Raw genomic sequence first — 16,599 nt, 5'->3', positions numbered from 1 at the left:
GCAGGCCGGGCCAGTCTACGCCGATCGATTATTCCGTGCCGACGGGGATCAGCGACCCGGATCCGCAGCCGGACGTCCCTCGCCCGCAGGAACCCAGCGACGCGGCGCCGTCTCTTCCGCGACTGCAGTGCGTACGTCGCGCGGCGGGCCGAGCAAATCATCGGCCGGTGCGGCGACCGAGAAGCCGAAGGTGTTGATGCCGTTGACGCTGCTCGCGAACACGGTGCCGCGATGCATGCCGGCAATCGCCTTGACGATCGCAAGCCCGAGGCCATGGTTCTCGCGGCTGTTGCTACGCGATGCCTCGGCGCGATAAAACCGGTCGAACAGATGATCAAGCACCGGCGGAGGAATCTCATCGCCCGGGTTTGCGACCGAGACGAGGATCTGATCACCCATCCGCTCGAGCGTCACATGTATCGCCGCACCCCGCGAGCAATGCTGAATCGCATTCATCACCAGGTTCGTCAACGCGCGGCCAAACAGCGCGCGATTGATCAAGGCCTTTGCCGTTCCGGATGCGATGGCGGTCACGCCAGCTTCATCCAGCGGAATCTCGAGAAACTCGAGCGCATGCGCGACTTCGCCATCGAGCGACAGATCGACGAGATTCGTCGCCTGCTCGCCCTGATCGGCGCGCGCGAGAAACAGCATGTCGTTGATGATCGCGCGCATCCGCTCGAACTCTTCAAGGTTCGACTGGAGCGTGGTCTGCAGACTATCGACCGAACGATCCCGGCTCAGCGCGACCTCGGTCTGTCCGATCAGGATCGTGACCGGCGTGCGCAACTCATGCGCAACGTCTGCATTGAAGGATTCAAGGCGCCCGTACGCGGCATCGAGACGCTCCAGCGCGCCGTTGAACGACGTGGCGAGATCGCCAAGCTCATACGGCAATGAATGCGTGTCGAGTCGCTGCGAGCGGTTGTTCGGACGAACCTCCGATGCATCGCGCGTGAGGCGCGTGAGTGGCTCGAGCCCGATGCGCGTCGCCCAGCGACTCAGCAAGAGCACGGCCAACGACCCCAACAACGAGAGCGCCGCAAGCGCAAACCCAAACGACCGCATCGTATGCGCGTTCGCGAGGTACCCCGAGGCAACCTGTAGCTGCACGACGGGCCGGCCGAGATACGCTGGAATGGTGACCGTGTTCGTCAACATGTCGAACTCGCGATCATCCGTTCGCAACCGGGTGTAGCCCTCGGCCCAGTGCTTGATCGTGCGTCCCTGCAGCGGGCGCCCGAAGTTATAGCGCGGATCGTCACTCGACACCGAGTAATATGCAGTGCCGTCGTGCGGTGTCATATCCGTGAGCTTTTCACGCGCGATCCGCCATTTCTCAGGGGTCACGGCGTGATAGACGATGATCCGTGCGATCTCCGTGCGGTCATCGAGCGACTCGCGCAGATGCCGGTCGAGCTGCACGCGCAGCACTTCAAACAAGCCCGTGCCGACCAGCGCGAACACAAACAACGCCGCGACAGCGAAGAGGATCGACAGACGACGGGCGATGGAACGGTTCACGGTGTATTGGCTTCTTCGCGGATCTCGAGCACGTAGCCCATCCCGCGTACGGTATGCAGCATCTTGGTCCGGAATGGACCGTCAAGCTTGGCGCGCAATCGCTTGATCGCCGTTTCGACGACGTTGGCCTGGCTTTCGAAATTCACATCCCAGACCAGTTCAGTGATGGCGGCTTTCGACAGGATATCCCCATGCCGACGCGCAAGCACGCTGAGCAATTGAAACTCCTTCGCGGTCAGGTCGAGCCGCACGCCTTCGCGCGTCGCGCGACGTCCGATCAGGTCGACGTACAGATCGCCGATCGCCAGCAGCGTCGATTCCTGAACGCGCGTACGACGCGCCAGCGCATGGAGCCGCTCAACGAGTTCGAGAAACGAAAACGGCTTGGTCAGGTAATCGTCGGCGCCTTCACGCAATCCGCGAACACGGTCGTTGATCTGATCGCGTGCGGTCAGCATGATGACGGGCGTCGACTTGCGCGCACGCAGCGCCTTCAGCACGCCAAAGCCATCGCGCTTGGGCAACATCACGTCGAGCACGATCACGTCGTAATCGAATTCGGTCGCGAGATGGGTGCCTTCCTCTCCATCGAGCGCAACGTCGACGACCCAGCCCTGCTCGCCAAGGCCTGAGCGCAGGTAGTCGACGACCTTGTGCTCGTCCTCCACTATCAGAACTTTCATCGCAGCACCTGTTGTGTCCGCATTATACGAGCTGCCCTTCACATCGCTATCCACACTGCCTTACACCGGGTTGCCCGGCCATCCCCTGTCCTCTACCGCCCTGCCCGTGCGGAGTCAGCGCATCGTTCTCTAACTCCGCATATTCCATCGCTTCCGCAATTTCCGCTCGCTACGTGCCTGCTCTCTGCCTGCTTGCTGCCTGCTGCCTGCTACGCTCACAACGGTCACCACGCACTCACGCCGCGGCATCCGTCACTCAACTTACTGGCGTGCACTCGCCATCGGCTGGCTCGATGCCGGCGACGGCGGCTGAGTCACGGCAGGCGCATTGACATTCCACCCGCCGCCGAGCGCCTTCACGAGCGACACCGACAACGTGAGCTGCTGGCCATGAATCTGCACGTCCTGGCGCTCGCTCGTCAGCAACGACTGCTGCGCCGTGATCACGTCGAGATACGCAACAAGGCCGCCCGAATAGCGATCGTTGGCGAGCGACAAGAGCTTGCGGTTGTCTTCGACAGCTGCATGCGACTGATTCGCCGCGCCATCCAGCACCGACAAACCCGTGATGCCGTCCTGCACTTGCTGGAACGCCGTCAGCACGGTCTGCCTGTAGTTGGCTTCTGCAGCGCGATACTGATCGTTCGCAAAATCGACATTCGCCGAGCGACGGCCGCCATCAAAGATGACTTGGGTTGCCATCGTGCCGAGCGTCCACATCAAGCTCGGCGCCGAGAACAGACTCGCGAAGTCGGTGCTCTGCCATCCGATCGACGGCGTCAAAGAGAGAGACGGATAAAACGCAGCCTTGGCCACGCCGATCTGGGCATTCGCTGCCGCCATCGCGCGCTCGGCCGACGCGATATCCGGTCGGCGCTGCATCAGATCGCTCGGTACGCCGAGCGCAATCGAGGGAATCGCGGAACGCTCGACCTTGGGCGCTATGGCGAACTGCGGTGCCGCAGCACCTGCCAGCGCCGCGATCGCATGTTCGAACTGCGCGCGCTGTTGAAGCAGCAGTTGCGCTTGCACGCGCGTCGCGTCGAGCTGTGACTGCTGCTGTAACACATCGAGTCCGGACACCGCACCCAGATCGTGCTGGTTGTTCACATAGTCGAGCGCCTTTTGCTGAAGATCGACGGAACGATTGAGCACGTCGATCTCGGCATCGAGCTCGCGCAACGAGAAGTAGTCGCTAGCCAGGTCCGTGGTCAGCACGAGCCGTGCGTTCGCGAGATCGTCGCGTGATTGCTCGGCGGATGCCTGTGCACCTTCGATCTGCCGGCGAATACGGCCAAACAAATCGACGTCATAGTTGATCGACGGCCCAACCTGCAGGTCGTTTTGCACCACCGACTGGTTCGGCGTGCTGTACGTGGACAGCGGACGGTTCTTCGACGTCTTCGCGCGCGCAGCGCTTGCACCCAGATCGAGTTCGGGGACAAGCTGCGCCTTGTTGTTGGCGAGCGTCGCCTGCGCCGCATCGTAGTGCGCGAGCGCGGCCGCAAGGGTCTGGTTGTGTTCGAGTGCCTGCTGCTCGAGCCCGTCGAGTTCGGGCTCGTTGAACATCGTCCACCAATTCGGATTCTCGTCGGCGTGTGAAGGCTGCGCGAGTTTCCAGTACGAGTCCGTCTTCCACGTCGGCGGCGCATCGGAGACCGGCGCCCGATAGTCGGGCCCGACCGTGCAAGCGGACAGTGCACACGCGAGTGCAATCAGACCGATCGATCCGCGCGGCGCGTGCCAGTTCGCGGTCTTCACGAGGCCTCCTTGTTCTCGGCCGTGGTCGTCTTGGTCGACGACGCGCCTTGAGCCGGCGCAATCTTGACCTGATCGCCATCGGCGATCGAATCGCTCGGATTGACGATAACCTTGTCAGTCGGCTCGATCCCGCTTTCGATTTCAAGCGATTGACCGAGGTCCTGCGCGATCACGATCTTGCGCAACGACACGTGACCGTTGGCATCGACGACGGCCAGTCGCGGCCCTTCAGCGCGGAACAACAGCGCATTGCCCGGCACGAGCACGCGCTCATGCGAAACCTTGCCGTGCAGTCCGACCTGCACGTATGCGCCAGGGCGCAGCTTGTTGTCCGGGTTCGGCAGACGCACTTCGATTTCAAGCGAACGCGTCGGCACGTCGATCGCGCCCGAGATATGTGTGATCGTGCCGTGGAAATCCGTACCCGGCAGTTCCGCTTGCGTGACCGTGGCTTCCTGACCTTCGTGGATGCCTTCGGCATACGCCTGCGGCACCTGAACGTTGACGCGCAGCGGATCCGCTTGTGCCAGTGCGAACAACGCACGGCTCGTGCCGCTGCCCGCATCGATCAGATCACCCACGTCGATGTTGCGTTGGGTGATCACGCCATTGAACGGAGCGACGATGCGCTTGAACGACTCGAGCTGACGCAGACGCGCGACGTTGGCTTCAGCTGCTTTCACGTTCGCGATGTCTTGCGTATACGTGCTGTCGCGCTCATCGAGTTCCTGCTGCGAGACGGCATCGCGCTGACGCAGTTGCTGCCAGCGTACGAGCGAGGACTTTGCAAGGCCGAGGCTCGCATTCGCTTGTTCCTGCTGCGCAACGGCTTGCGCGAGTTCCTGGTCGATTTCGGGCGTATCGAGATCCGCCAGCAATTGTCCCTGCTTGACCCGTGCACCGATATCGACATACCAGTGCAGCAGGTAACCGGTGGCCCGCGCGTAGATCGGCGATTCGACATAGCCGCGCAAGGTACCCGGCAACAAAGTGTCGCCACTAGCCTGAGCAGGCTTCGGTTCGACGACATTCACGTACTGGACCGCGTTTTCTTTGGTGGTCGCCGCAACGGCATGCCGCTGAATCACGTCGGACACGATCGTGCGTGCCGCGCCAATCGCGAGCACGATCAGCACGACAAGGATGGCGATCTTCGCGCGCCGCCACTCGCGGTCGCGCGGCGGCAACGCGCGCCCTTCGTTCGGGTCGTGCGGCGGAATCGCGAGCGAGGCGTGGTGTTTATCTGTCATGTCAGTCTGCCATCAGGATTCGTTGCTTCATGCCGTGTGTGCTTTGCGGCCTATGGGGCCTTTCGGTGCGTGCGGGGCGTGTCATGCGGGCGCTCCTTGCGGGTCGCCCTGATCGCCGCCACCGTGATTGCCGCCGCCATGGTTATCGTCGCCACCCGCGTCGCCGTCGTGCCCGTCATGAGACTTGCCATGCCGGCGTGCAAGCCGGCCATGGATCCCCGCAAACACGAGCGGCACGAAGAACAATGTCGACACGGTCGCAAAGAGCAGGCCACCGATCACTGCACGACCCAGCGGCGCATTCTGCTCGGCGCCCTCGCCCAGGCCCAGTGCCATCGGAATCATCCCGATGATCATCGCGAGTGCCGTCATCAGCACCGGCCGGATCCGGCTTGCACCGGCTTCCAGCGCCGCGGTCAGCGGCGGTGCGCCGTCGTGCAGACGCTGCCGTGCAAAGGACACCATCAGAATACTGTTCGCGGTGGCCACCCCCATCGTCATGATGGCCCCGGTCAGCGCCGGCACACTCAGGTGGGTACCGGTCAGGAAGAGCATCCATGCGATCCCGCCCAGTGCGGCAGGCAACGCGCTGACGATGATCAGCGGGTCGATCCACGACTGGAAATTCACGACGATCAGCAAGTACACCAGCACGATCGCCATCGCGACACCGACGCCAAGGCCGAAGTACGACGTATGCATCGTCTCGACCTGGCCGCGCACATTGATCGTGCTGCCGCGCGGCAAGGTCTTGCGCGTCTCGTCGACGAGCTTGTTGACCTGCGCAGCCACGCTGCCCAGATCGCGGCCTTCAACGCTCACATAGATATCGATCACCGGGCGAATGTTGTAGTGCGTGACGACGGCGAATTGCGAGCCGGGGCTCAGCCGCACAAGGTTGCCAAGCAGTTGCGTCGGACCGGCGAGCGCAGCCGATACCGGCGTACGCAGCAAGTCGTCGACCGAGCCGATCTGATACTGCGGCGTCTGCACCGACACCTGATACTCGACGCCGTTCTGACCGTTGAACCAGAAACCCGGTGAAGTCTGCGTACTGCCCGACAGCGACACGAGCAAGTTCTGCGACACATTGCTCGCGTTCAAATTGAGCTGCTGGAGCCGCGTGCGGTCCATCGCGAGGTTCAGCGTGGGCTGATCCATCTTCTGCTGGATATGCGTGTCGACGTTGCCCGGAATCTGACGAATCTGCTTCATCAGCTTGCTGGCAACTTCAAAATTGCCCTTCTGATCCGAGCCGACGATCTGCACGTCGACGGCAGCGGGCAGACCAAAGTTCAGGATCTGCGTGACGATATCCGCAGGCTGAAAGAAAAACTCGACGCCCGGGAAACGTTGCGGCAACAGCGTGCGCAGCTTGTCGATGTAGTTCTGTGTCGGCGCGTGATCCTTGTTCAGCGCCACCTGGATTTCTCCATCGAGCGTGCCGATCGTGCCCGAGTTGCTGTACGACAGATTGATACCGCTATACGGCAGGCCCAGGTTATCGAGGATCGTCGCGAGTTCCTTGGTCGGCACGACCTCGCGCACGACCTTTTCGACTTCGTCGGCCAGACGTGCCGTCTCTTCGATACGGGTGCCTGTCGGCGCGCGCATGTGCATGCGGATATCACCTGCATCGACGGTCGGGAAAAAGTCTTCACCGAGCGCGAATACGAGCAGAACCGAGGCAAGGCAAAAACCGAGAAAACCCGTTGCGAACACGCGGCGACGCACGAGCAGCGTGCTCAGGATCACGATATAGGCGGCACGCATGCGCTCGAATTGATGATCGAAGCGCTTGTAGAGCCGGATAAAGAGGTTCGGCTTCTCGCCCTCCTTCGCCTTGTGCGCGTGCCCCATGAGCAGCATCGCAAGGGTCGGCACGAGCGTACGCGAGAGGATGTACGACGCGAGCATCGCGAAGACCACGGCTTCAGCGAGCGGCACGAACAGGTAGCGCGCAACGCCCGTCAGGAAGAACATCGGCACGAACACGATACAAATACAGAGCGTCGACACAAGTGCCGGCACCGCGATTTCGCCGGCCCCGTCGAGAATCGCGTCGTGTAAGTCCGTGCCCAGGTGCAAATGCCGCTCGATGTTTTCGATCGTCACCGTCGCATCGTCGACGAGAATCCCGACCGCGAGCGCCAGACCGCCGAGCGTCATGATGTTGATCGTCTGCCCAAGCGCATGCAGCGCGATCAGCGACGACAGGATCGAAAGAGGAATCGAGATCGCGATGATGCAGGTGCTGCGCCAGTTGCCGAGGAACATCAGGATCATCGCAGCCGTCAACGCAGCTGCGATCAGGGCTTCACGCACGACGCCTGCGATGGCGGCCTTCACGAACACGGACTGATCGAACAGCGCCGTGATGCTGAGATCCGGCGGCAGTGCGGCACGTGCGGCAGGAAGCAGCCCCTTCAGCGTATCGACGATCTGCAGCGTCGACGCGTTACCGTTCTTGAGCACGGACATCAGCACGCCGCGCTGGCCGTTCTGACGCACGACGTTCGTTTGCGGCGTAAAGCCGTCACGCACGTGTGCCACTTCACGCAGATACGTCGTCGCGCCATTCACGGTGCGTACCGGAATATCGTTGAGACCGGCCACCGTCGCTGGCGAGCCGTTCATATTGACCGTGTATTCCTTCGGGCCGATCTTTGCGGTACCCGTCGGCAGGATCAGGTTCTGTGCATTGACCGCGCTCACGACATCGCTTGGCGTAAGGCCCTTGGCAAGCAGCGCGCGCGGGTCGAGGTCGACCGAGATCACGCGCGATTTCCCGCCGTACGGGTAGGGCACTGCCGCGCCCGGAATCGTCACGAGCTGAGGACGCAGGAAATTCAGCGCCGTATCGTTGAGGTTCTGCTCCGAGAGCTTCGGGCTCGACAGGCCGAGCTGAATCACCGGAATACTCGAGGCCGAGTAGCTGATCACGAGCGGCGGCGTCGCGCCCGGAGGCATCTGCTTGAGCTGGGCCTGCTCGACGGCCACGGTCTGCGCGATCGCGGTCTGGATATTTGCCGTCGGCTGCAGAAACAGCTTGATGACTGCGATACCCGGCAGCGATTGCGACTCGATGTGCTCGATATTGTTGACGGTCGTCGTCAGACTGCGTTCATTGACCGACGTGATCCGGTTGGCCATGTCTTCCGAAGACAGACCCGTGTAGCTCCAGATGATCGAAATGACGGGGATATTGATTTCCGGCAAAACGTCGACCGGCGTCGTGAGCAGGACGAACGGCGTCGCGAGCAGAATCAGGATGGCCATCACGATGAACGTGTAGGGCCGCTTCAGCGCAACGTTGACGATCCACATTGAGGCGCGCTCGGAAAAATGCTGAACAGGTTGGCGGTCGCACCGGCCGGCGCGGGGCACGGGGTGCTGTTTCGGCGGCAAATGCGAAGGGAGCCGTCGCGCCGCGGGTCACGCGTGGGGCGACGCTCCAGGGAGCAAGCCGGGAGTGAGCCAATGGTAGCGGCGTGGCACCAACGCAAACCTGACACGAATATGGCAAAACTGCCAGATTTCTCTGTTTGCGAGCAATCGGAGATGACCCGGCGTTACTGTCAATTACTCAGACAGAACGCTAAAAATCACAAATGTGACCGGCGCCGCAAGCGGTTTACAATGTTGCGGCGCATCAGCCCTACAACCGACGACGCTTCATGCTGCTGACCCAGACCCATATTCCCGCTTCCTGCCTGCTGTTCGATATGGACGGCACGCTGCTCAATTCCTACGCACCGATGCTGCGAGCCTACACGGCGTGGGCCAACCGCTACGGCCTCGATATCGACTTCGTGATCCGCGAAAGCCACGGCCGCCGCTCGATCGACACCGTACGCGCGCTGGCGCCCGCCGGTGCCGACGTCGAAGCGGACAACGCGGAAATCATGCGGCGCGAACGCGAAGACACCGACGGCGTCGTCGCGATTCCGGGCGCGCGCGCCCTGCTTGAGTCGATCCCCGAAGATCGTTGGGCCGTCGTCACGTCGGCCGACCGCGTGCTTGCGACGGCGCGCATCAAGGCCGCCGGCCTGCCGATGCCGAAGCTGCTGATCTCGGCCGAGAACGTCACGCACGGCAAGCCGGCTCCGGATTGCTTTCTGCTCGGCGCACGCGAGCTGGGTGCAGACCCGACGCGTGCGATCGTGTTCGAAGACTCGCCGGCCGGCATTCAGGCGGGTATCGCTGCGGGTGCGACCGTTGTCGCGATCGCGTCGACGCTGTCGCCCGAAGAACTCGGCAATCAGGGCTGGGTGCGCGATATGAGCACGATGCGCCTGGGCAACGATGCATCGGGGCTGGTTCTGCATATCGACTGAAGGCGACGCTCATGACGAGGTCTGCTTTCCCCTCGTAATGGTGCCTGCCCGCTTTCTGTACGGGCAGTCATCCCTGCCCGCGCCTACGCCGCCTTGACGAAACGTGGAGCCCGGTCGGTACACTACGCGACATCTCAGCGTCAGCACCGACCTCCGGGCACACCGCATCCATGGACTACTTCGCCGCCACGCGTGCCTTTGTCAGCGCAGCCGAACTCGGCAGCTTCAGCAAGGCGGCGACCGAACTTGCGATCAAGACGTCGACCGTCTCACGCTATATCAGCGAGCTCGAGCAGGATCTCGGTATTGCGCTATTTAATCGCTCAACGCGGGGACTGGTGCTGACCGAGGGCGGCCGCGTGTTTCTCGATCAGGTCGTTGTCGCCCTGCAGGCGCTCGACGACGCGCGCGATGCGACGTCCTCGCTCAATCGCACGCCGCAAGGCGTATTACGCATCACGATGCCGAGCGCATTCGGCCACCGTCATGTCGTCCCGCATCTTCCGCGTTTTCTTGAGCGTTATCCCGAGATCGACCTCGATCTCGTCGTCACCGACGACACGCTCAATCTGATCGACGCGGGCATCGATCTCGCGATCCGCATCGGTGTGTTACCGGATTCGACACTGATGGCGCGCAAGCTGGCACCGCATCGCCGCATCGTGTGCTGTGCGCCTTCTCATCTCGACCGGGTCGGAAAGATCGTCGAGCCTCAGGATCTCGAACAGCATGAGGCCGTTCGGCTTGCACTCCAGCCCGACGATCGCTGGATGCTGACGCGACGCGATGACAAACGTCGCGAAGACAGCAAGGGCATCAAGACGCAACGCGCCTCCGCCCAGACGCAAAGCGCGGCACTCAAGGCTCAGGTAACGGTTCAGCTCAAGGGACGTGTGCGCGCAGATGACTCAGAAGCCGCGCTGGAACTGACACTCGCGGGATGCGGTGTCGCGTTGCTGCCCGAATGGCTCGTCGGCGACGCGGTCCGCGATGCTCGCCTCGTCCACGTGCTGCCGCAATGGGAAGCGCGCACCGGCAAGAACGAACCCGCGATCTGGGCCGTGTATCCGCCCAAAAAGATCGTGTCGTCCAAGGTGCGCGCGTTTGTCGACTTCTACGCCGAGATGCTCGGCGAGCCGCCGTATTGGGAAGTCAGCGGCAAGCGCTGAGCCCGCTCCGCGGCGCTTACTTCACCGCGGCGAGTCGCTCTCTGCCCCGCCGCTCCCTGACTCGCCTTGTCAAAGCACCGGCGATCACAACGCCGGCAGCATCCCCACGACCCTCAGGCTCAGCGCGAGAACCGGATATCCAGCGTACGCAAATACGTTTGCAAGCCCGCATCCTGAATTGGAATCACATACGCATCCGCGTTCGATTCATTGAAGTGGGCGTGCCAGTACCCAGGCGGCGTGACGAAGGCCATCCCCGGTTCCCAATCGACGCGAGTCGGTCGCACGATCTGCCCGTTCTCATCCAGTTCGGTGCCGACCAACGTGTAGCACCCCGGCTGGCAATCACCGATAAAGTCGAGCGCGATCGATTGATGGCGATGCGGCTTCTGAGTCGACGACGGCGGAACCACACCAAACATGGCCCACAGTGCGTGCGTGATTGTCCGAGTCTGCGGGAAATGCGTGTTGCCGAACAGGATACTGATGCGATTGCGACGCCCCGCGTTCGCATCCGATGCGACCTTGCGCAACTCGGCCTGAGCCCGCGCAGCCGGATAGAGCGTCGGTGCAAAGCGTGGCTTGACCGCGGCGACGCCCAGATACGTCAACAGAGGCGCATCGTTGACGGCATAGAGCGTCGACGTTGCATCGGCCCGAATCTCGGCCGCATCCCCACCCGGCAGCGTGAAGAAATCTCCCGCTGCGAACGGGAAATCGGTCTCGCCCTGATGAACCGAACCCCGTCCGCTGATCGCGTAGAAGACCTGCGACGTGGCAGTCGGCGCGAACGTCAGCGCATCACCGGTATTGATCCGCACGAAGTTCGCGCTCAGACCTGGGCCCGTCGCTGGCCCTTCACAGCCCAGTTCGGCCGAGAGATCAAGCGGCACGACACGCGTGGCGCCATCCGCATACAGCGACGGAGAAAACGTGCGGAACGGCACGCGCGAGATCAGCTTGGCGCCAATCGGATTGGCGGACGACGTGTATTCGAAGTATTGCGCATCGCGCGTCGCAGGGGACAGTTCGGCGAGCGTATCGGAGGCGGTTCGATCGAGCATGGTGGACTCCCAGGAAAGTGGCACCGTCGCGCTCAGCGTTGATCGGATGAACGCTTGCCTACGACGGTGGAGTCCAATGTAGGCCGCCCCGCTCCGGGCCAGAAGCCCCCTGCCTCGAAAGCAGTGTTGCGGAAAACGGCTTGCTCGATGGTGTGCCGCTTACCCCTTGGCGTGCGACCGGTGATCGACGATCGGCGCATCCGCGCGCAGCAGCCCTTCGCTCTTCAGGTCCGCCCACAACTGCGCCGGAATCACCGTACGCATCGAGTCGGCATTGCCGCGCACTTCATCGGGCGTCACACCGCCAGGAATCACGCTGACGACGCTCGGATGCATCAACGGGAACTGCAGCGCGGCGTCGCGCAGCGGCACCATGTGGGCCTGGCAGACACGCTCGATCGCCGCGACGCGATCCAGCACAGCCTGGGGCGCAGGTTCGTAGTTGAAGTACGCACCCGGCTTCGGCCCGGTCGCGAGAATCCCCGAATTGAACGGGCCGCCAATGATCACGCCCATCTTCTTCGATTCGATCAGCGGCATAAACGAGTCGAGCGCTTCCTGCTCGAGCAAGGTATAGCGACCGGCAAGCAGGAACAGATCGACATCGGCATTGCGCGCAACGACTTCCGACACCTGCCACTCGTTGACGCCGATGCCGATCGCGCCGACCACGCCCTGGCTACGCAGATCCGACAACGCGCGTACGCCGCCGTCGAGAAACTCCTTCGTGCGCTGGGCGCTGGCCTCGGCGCTGCCATGCGTAAAGATATCGATGTCGTGGCACAGCGAAATGTCGATCCGGTCGAGACCGAGGCGCTCGAACGACACTTCGAAGCAGCGCATCACGCCGTCGTACGAATAGTCGTAAATGACTTCGCGAGACGGCACGTCGAAGAACTTGCCGATGCCATCGCGCTTGTCGGGATCGGCACGACGCAGCAAGCGACCGACCTTGGTCGACAGCAGGTAGCTGTCGCGCGGCTGCTCGCGCACGAACGAGCCCACACGCGTCTCCGCGAGGCCGTAGCCATAAAGCGGCGCCGTGTCGTAGTAGCGCACGCCTTGCTCCCAGGCTTGCGCGACCGTATCGCGTGCCTGTGCATTGCTGATCGCCTTGTACAGATTGCCCAGCGGAGCGCTGCCGAATCCCAGCGGCGTAAAGTCGAGTTCCCGGCCGGAGCGGCTCGTGAAGCGGCGTCCACCCGGCATACGCGAAGTATCGTTTGACACAGTGACGTTCCTTTCAGAAGTTGCGTTCCGGATCTGTTCCGGAAGCGGTTTCACATGCAGCGCATCGCATCGTCCGTCGAATCAAAAGTCGAATCGTCAGACGAGCGTCGCTGAATCCATCCGGTACACCCGCTGCGCGTTGCGGCTGAGCAGCGCGGTCTGCTCGTCCTCGCTGCATTCGGCAATCAACGCGAGGGTCGCATCGAGCCACGCGTTGACGTCGCCGCCAAGGCGGCACACAGGCCAGTCGCTGCCCCACACGAGCCGGTCCCATCCGAAGCAGGCGACGAGATGCTCGAAGTAAGGGCGAAGATCGTCAGGTGTCCAGCCCGGCGCCGCATGGTTGACGATGCCCGAGATCTTGCAGTGAAGATTGGGCAGCTCGGCGAGCGCGCGGATATCGTCACGCCACGGATCGAGCCCGTGATTCGCGATATCGGGGTTGCCGCAATGATCGAGGACGAGCGTCAGGTCCGGGCAACGCGTCGCCAGCGGCAGCGCGACGGTCGACAGTTGCGATGCGAGCACGCAGATATCGAACGTATAGTCGTGCGCGACGAGTCGATTCAGGTTGGCCGCGAACGATTCGGGCTTCGACAGATCGTCGGGCGATGTATGAAGAATCCGGCGCAGGCCTTTAACAAAGGGCCGGGATGCGAGACGGTCGACAAACGCGGCGAATTCGTCGGCCGGTTGCTCGGGCCGACACGCGCCGATCATGCCTTCGACAAAGGTATCGCCACGCGCGATGATCGCGCCGACGAGATCCATTTCGGCCTCGATCTGATGCTCGGCGACGTCGACTTCCATCATCAGCGCTGCCGTGACGCCTGCCGGGCGTACCAGCCCCTCGTACATTTCGATCGACGACGTGCCCTGGAGAATCGGAACACTGTCGATCCATTCGTACGTCAGTGAATCGGGATACAGCAGGTGCAAATGCGTATCGATGATGTGCATACGATGCCTTGAATCCTGTGCGAGATCGGCGACGGTCGGAGAATCGGCATGCGTGAACTGACATGCCAGCATCCGCTACTTTAAACGTTTCGTGGCGTGCCGACGTCGTGCGGGGGTCGGATAAACCCGGATACGCGAAATGACACTGGCGTCAACGGGCTCACGGTTACTAGAATGACGCCAAACAAAACATCAGCGTCGGCGAGCGTCCGGCGACTACCTGGACAAGGGAGCGCGATCGTTATGTATCTCGTGTATTGGTCCGAAACGGCGGGTGACGCGCGTACGCCGCACGCACGCGAATTCCCGGCCGACGAACTTGCACAGGCATTGCGCTTTGCGGAGGCGTTGCGTCAGCGTCAGCACGAGGGTGAACCGGTTGGGTTTGTCACGCTGTGCTCGGAGAACCCGAATGCCGTCGGCCGCGCCGGCGTGTCGGAGCCGCCGGCGGACTATGCGTGGAAGAAGAGGCGGTCGTAGGACGTACTGGAATCCGGCTCTCCATTCGACTTGCTGGAAGGCCCGGGGCGCATGTCATTTCAATGACTTGCGCATCACAAACTTCTCGAACACACATCCCTCTTCCGGGACGCAATGCGTTCCTGCTATACTTCGCGGTTCCGGAGAGATGGATGAGCGGTTTAAGTCGCACGCCTGGAAAGCGTGTATAGGGTCAAACCTATCAGGGGTTCGAATCCCCTTCTCTCCGCCAGACAAGCAGTTCGCAGGAATCCCACCTCGTTCCAAACTGACCCACAAACCCTTTATGTAGCACGGCGTTTGTGGGTTTCACGGGTCTTGCCCGGTCCCTCCCAGTCCCACACAATCCCTGCAACTTTTGTGGGTAGGATTGTGGGTATGGCGAACTCCAAACAAATACATCGTCTCAACGCACTGAAGATCGGCAAGCTCGTCGATCCAGGGCTTCATCCTGACGGCGGCGGCCTCTATCTTCAGATCACCGACAGCGGCGCACGCTCGTGGATCTTCCGCTATTCGATTAGCAAACGCGCTCGAGCGATGGGACTTGGTCCGCTGTCTGCGATATCACTCGCCGAGGCACGCAGCCAGGCAACCGACTGTCGCAAACAACTCGCCGCTGGCGTTGATCCTATCGATGCTCGAGCAGCCGAGCGTCTCGCTCTCGAATCGGAAAGGTCCGGAGCCGAGAATTTCAAGACTGCCGCCGCTGAACACATTGCCAATCAGCGCGACGCGTGGAAAAACTCGAAGCATGCCCAGCAGTGGGAGAACACGTTGGCGACGTACGCCTATCCGGTCATTGGCCCGATAGACGTCGCGCTGATCGATACATCGATGATCGTGCGCATCCTTCAGCCGATCTGGAGCAAGAAGCCTGAGACAGCGAGTCGCGTACGCGGTCGCATTGAAGCCGTGCTCGATTCAGCGAAGGCACGCGGTAAACGCACTAGCGAAAATCCGGCACGCTGGCGAGGTCACCTCGACAAGATCTTGCCCAAGCGCGATCGCGTGCGACGCGTGAAGCATCACCCCGCTCTGCCCTTCAAAGACATTCCGAAGTTCATGCTCGAGCTGCGTGCACGCGAGGGCACATCCGCACGAGCGCTCGAGCTCACTATCCTGACGTGCGCACGTACGTCGGAGACGCTCGAAGCTCCTCCCGACGAGTTCGACATCAAGCACGGCTTGTGGACGGTACCAGCCGAGCGAATGAAGATGGAACGCGCCCATCGAGTGCCGCTTGTGCCGCGCGTCGTCGAGATCATCAACGAGCAGCTCACGAACAATCGCGGCCCCTATCTCTTCCCTGGCCAGCGCAAGACCCGACCGCTGTCTAACATGGCGATGCTGAATCTGCTCGAGCGCATGGGCTACGACGAGATCACCGTGCACGGCTTTCGCTCGAGCTTCCGTGACTGGGTTGCCGAATGCACGGAGTACGCCGACTCGCTCGCGGAGATGGCGCTAGCGCACGAGGTCAAGAACAAGGTGGAGGGGGCGTACCGCCGCGGTGACATGCTCGAGCGGCGGCGCCAGATGATGGAGGACTGGGCGCGCTACTGCAACGGCGCCCAGGTGCTGCAGTACCCTTCCGAGAAGACGGGCACTTGACCCATTAAGCCGCGGCGGCCGCGGGAGCCGCTGCCGGCGCTGGCGTGCTGGCCGTCGTGGTCGTCGACGTCGAGCCCTTGGCGATACCCACCACCGCGTTGTACGCCGCCTTCGCCTGCGCGACGATGTTCGAGATCACCGACTTGATCGTGTCGTTCCAGTCGGCACCGATCTTGGCTGCCGTTGCCTCGAGCGCGGCCAGCACACCCGCCAGCTTGCCCGCGCCGTTGTCGGCCTGACCGACTGCCGCGTACGCGTTCTCGAACGTCTGCATCAGGGTCGGGATGTACGTGACGAGCTTCTGGACGTCGCTGATGATTCCGCCTGCCGAGCCAACGGCCGCGCCGATAGCCGTTACCGCATTCGAGACGACCGATTCGGCCTTGACGATTGCTGCTGCAATTTCGGTGAGAGTGAGCATTTCAATATCCGGTTCAGTTGATGAGGCCACGGGTGCGGAGGCCACCGAGGCAGTCACGGGTGTTGTGGCGTAGGGTGTATTCGTCCTCGACGACGCCGACGGCGTG

General features: G+C 62.3%; 13 protein-coding genes and 1 tRNA gene. 5 read left to right on the top strand and 9 right to left on the bottom strand.

The window, feature by feature from the left end; all coding sequences use genetic code 11:
* Window positions 1-48: 48 nt before the first annotated feature.
* The 5 genes from ACMFWR_RS08710 to ACMFWR_RS08690 all read right to left on the bottom strand — a co-directional run bounded on the left by ACMFWR_RS08710 (window position 49) and on the right by ACMFWR_RS08690 (window position 8,545).
* Window positions 49-1,524 carry a heavy metal sensor histidine kinase gene (locus tag ACMFWR_RS08710; RefSeq protein WP_413194599.1) on the bottom strand — a complete coding sequence of 492 codons (1,476 nt, stop codon included), beginning with the start codon at window positions 1,522-1,524 and terminating at the stop codon, window positions 49-51.
* Window positions 1,521-2,207 (bottom strand): heavy metal response regulator transcription factor, encoded by a 687-nt coding sequence (locus tag ACMFWR_RS08705; RefSeq protein ID WP_413194598.1) that lies wholly within the window; start codon window positions 2,205-2,207, stop codon window positions 1,521-1,523. The genes ACMFWR_RS08710 and ACMFWR_RS08705 overlap by 4 nt, the downstream gene beginning before the upstream one ends.
* 261 nt (window positions 2,208-2,468) lie before the next feature.
* Window positions 2,469-3,968, bottom strand: coding sequence for an efflux transporter outer membrane subunit (locus tag ACMFWR_RS08700; protein WP_413194597.1), 1,500 nt, complete (start codon window positions 3,966-3,968; stop codon window positions 2,469-2,471).
* Window positions 3,965-5,218, bottom strand: coding sequence for an efflux RND transporter periplasmic adaptor subunit (locus ACMFWR_RS08695; RefSeq protein ID WP_413194596.1), 1,254 nt, complete (start codon window positions 5,216-5,218; stop codon window positions 3,965-3,967). Before ACMFWR_RS08695 ends, ACMFWR_RS08700 begins: the two co-directional genes overlap by 4 nt.
* An 81-nt stretch (window positions 5,219-5,299) precedes the next feature.
* The gene (locus tag ACMFWR_RS08690; protein WP_413194595.1) at window positions 5,300-8,545 is read right to left on the bottom strand and encodes an efflux RND transporter permease subunit; all 3,246 of its coding nucleotides are present in this window, start codon (window positions 8,543-8,545) and stop codon (window positions 5,300-5,302) included.
* 350 nt (window positions 8,546-8,895) lie between these two features.
* Between ACMFWR_RS08690 and ACMFWR_RS08685 the strand changes: the two genes are divergently transcribed.
* On the top strand, window positions 8,896-9,555 hold the full coding sequence (locus ACMFWR_RS08685; protein WP_413194594.1) for an HAD family hydrolase: 660 nt from the start codon (window positions 8,896-8,898) through the stop codon (window positions 9,553-9,555).
* Window positions 9,556-9,725: 170 nt separating this feature from the next.
* On the top strand, window positions 9,726-10,724 hold the full coding sequence (locus ACMFWR_RS08680) for a LysR family transcriptional regulator (protein WP_413194593.1): 999 nt from the start codon (window positions 9,726-9,728) through the stop codon (window positions 10,722-10,724).
* Between the two features lie 119 nt (window positions 10,725-10,843).
* Here ACMFWR_RS08680 and ACMFWR_RS08675 read toward each other — a convergent pair whose 3' ends face one another.
* From ACMFWR_RS08675 to ACMFWR_RS08665, 3 genes are all read right to left on the bottom strand, one after another.
* Entirely contained in the window at window positions 10,844-11,788 is a 945-nt protein-coding gene (locus ACMFWR_RS08675; RefSeq protein ID WP_413194592.1) for a cupin, read from the bottom strand.
* A 159-nt stretch (window positions 11,789-11,947) separates the two neighbouring features.
* Complete coding sequence (locus ACMFWR_RS08670; protein WP_413194591.1) at window positions 11,948-13,018, bottom strand: aldo/keto reductase; 1,071 nt, start codon at window positions 13,016-13,018, stop codon at window positions 11,948-11,950.
* Between the two features lie 96 nt (window positions 13,019-13,114).
* Window positions 13,115-13,978, bottom strand: coding sequence for an amidohydrolase family protein (locus ACMFWR_RS08665; RefSeq protein WP_413194590.1), 864 nt, complete (start codon window positions 13,976-13,978; stop codon window positions 13,115-13,117).
* Window positions 13,979-14,221: 243 nt separating this feature from the next.
* Here ACMFWR_RS08665 and ACMFWR_RS08660 point away from each other — a divergent pair, with 243 nt between their 5' ends.
* From ACMFWR_RS08660 to ACMFWR_RS08650, 3 genes are all read left to right on the top strand, one after another.
* Window positions 14,222-14,458, top strand: a complete 237-nt coding sequence (locus ACMFWR_RS08660) for a hypothetical protein (RefSeq protein WP_413194589.1) — start codon at window positions 14,222-14,224, stop codon at window positions 14,456-14,458.
* A 142-nt stretch (window positions 14,459-14,600) separates the two neighbouring features.
* A tRNA-Ser gene (locus ACMFWR_RS08655) sits at window positions 14,601-14,690 on the top strand.
* 146 nt (window positions 14,691-14,836) lie between these two features.
* Window positions 14,837-16,072 carry a tyrosine-type recombinase/integrase gene (locus ACMFWR_RS08650; protein WP_413194588.1) on the top strand — a complete coding sequence of 412 codons (1,236 nt, stop codon included), beginning with the start codon at window positions 14,837-14,839 and terminating at the stop codon, window positions 16,070-16,072.
* A 4-nt stretch (window positions 16,073-16,076) separates the two neighbouring features.
* On the opposite strand, the gene ACMFWR_RS08645 is transcribed toward ACMFWR_RS08650, so the two are convergent.
* On the bottom strand, window positions 16,077-16,493 hold the full coding sequence (locus tag ACMFWR_RS08645; protein WP_413194587.1) for a hypothetical protein: 417 nt from the start codon (window positions 16,491-16,493) through the stop codon (window positions 16,077-16,079).
* Between the last annotated feature and the right edge of the window lie 106 nt (window positions 16,494-16,599).

Origin of the sequence: Pararobbsia alpina (assembly GCF_965118125.1) — a bacterium.
GTDB classification, from domain to species: domain Bacteria; phylum Pseudomonadota; class Gammaproteobacteria; order Burkholderiales; family Burkholderiaceae; genus Pararobbsia; species Pararobbsia alpina_A.
This window is presented reverse-complemented; position numbering and strand designations above follow the sequence as displayed.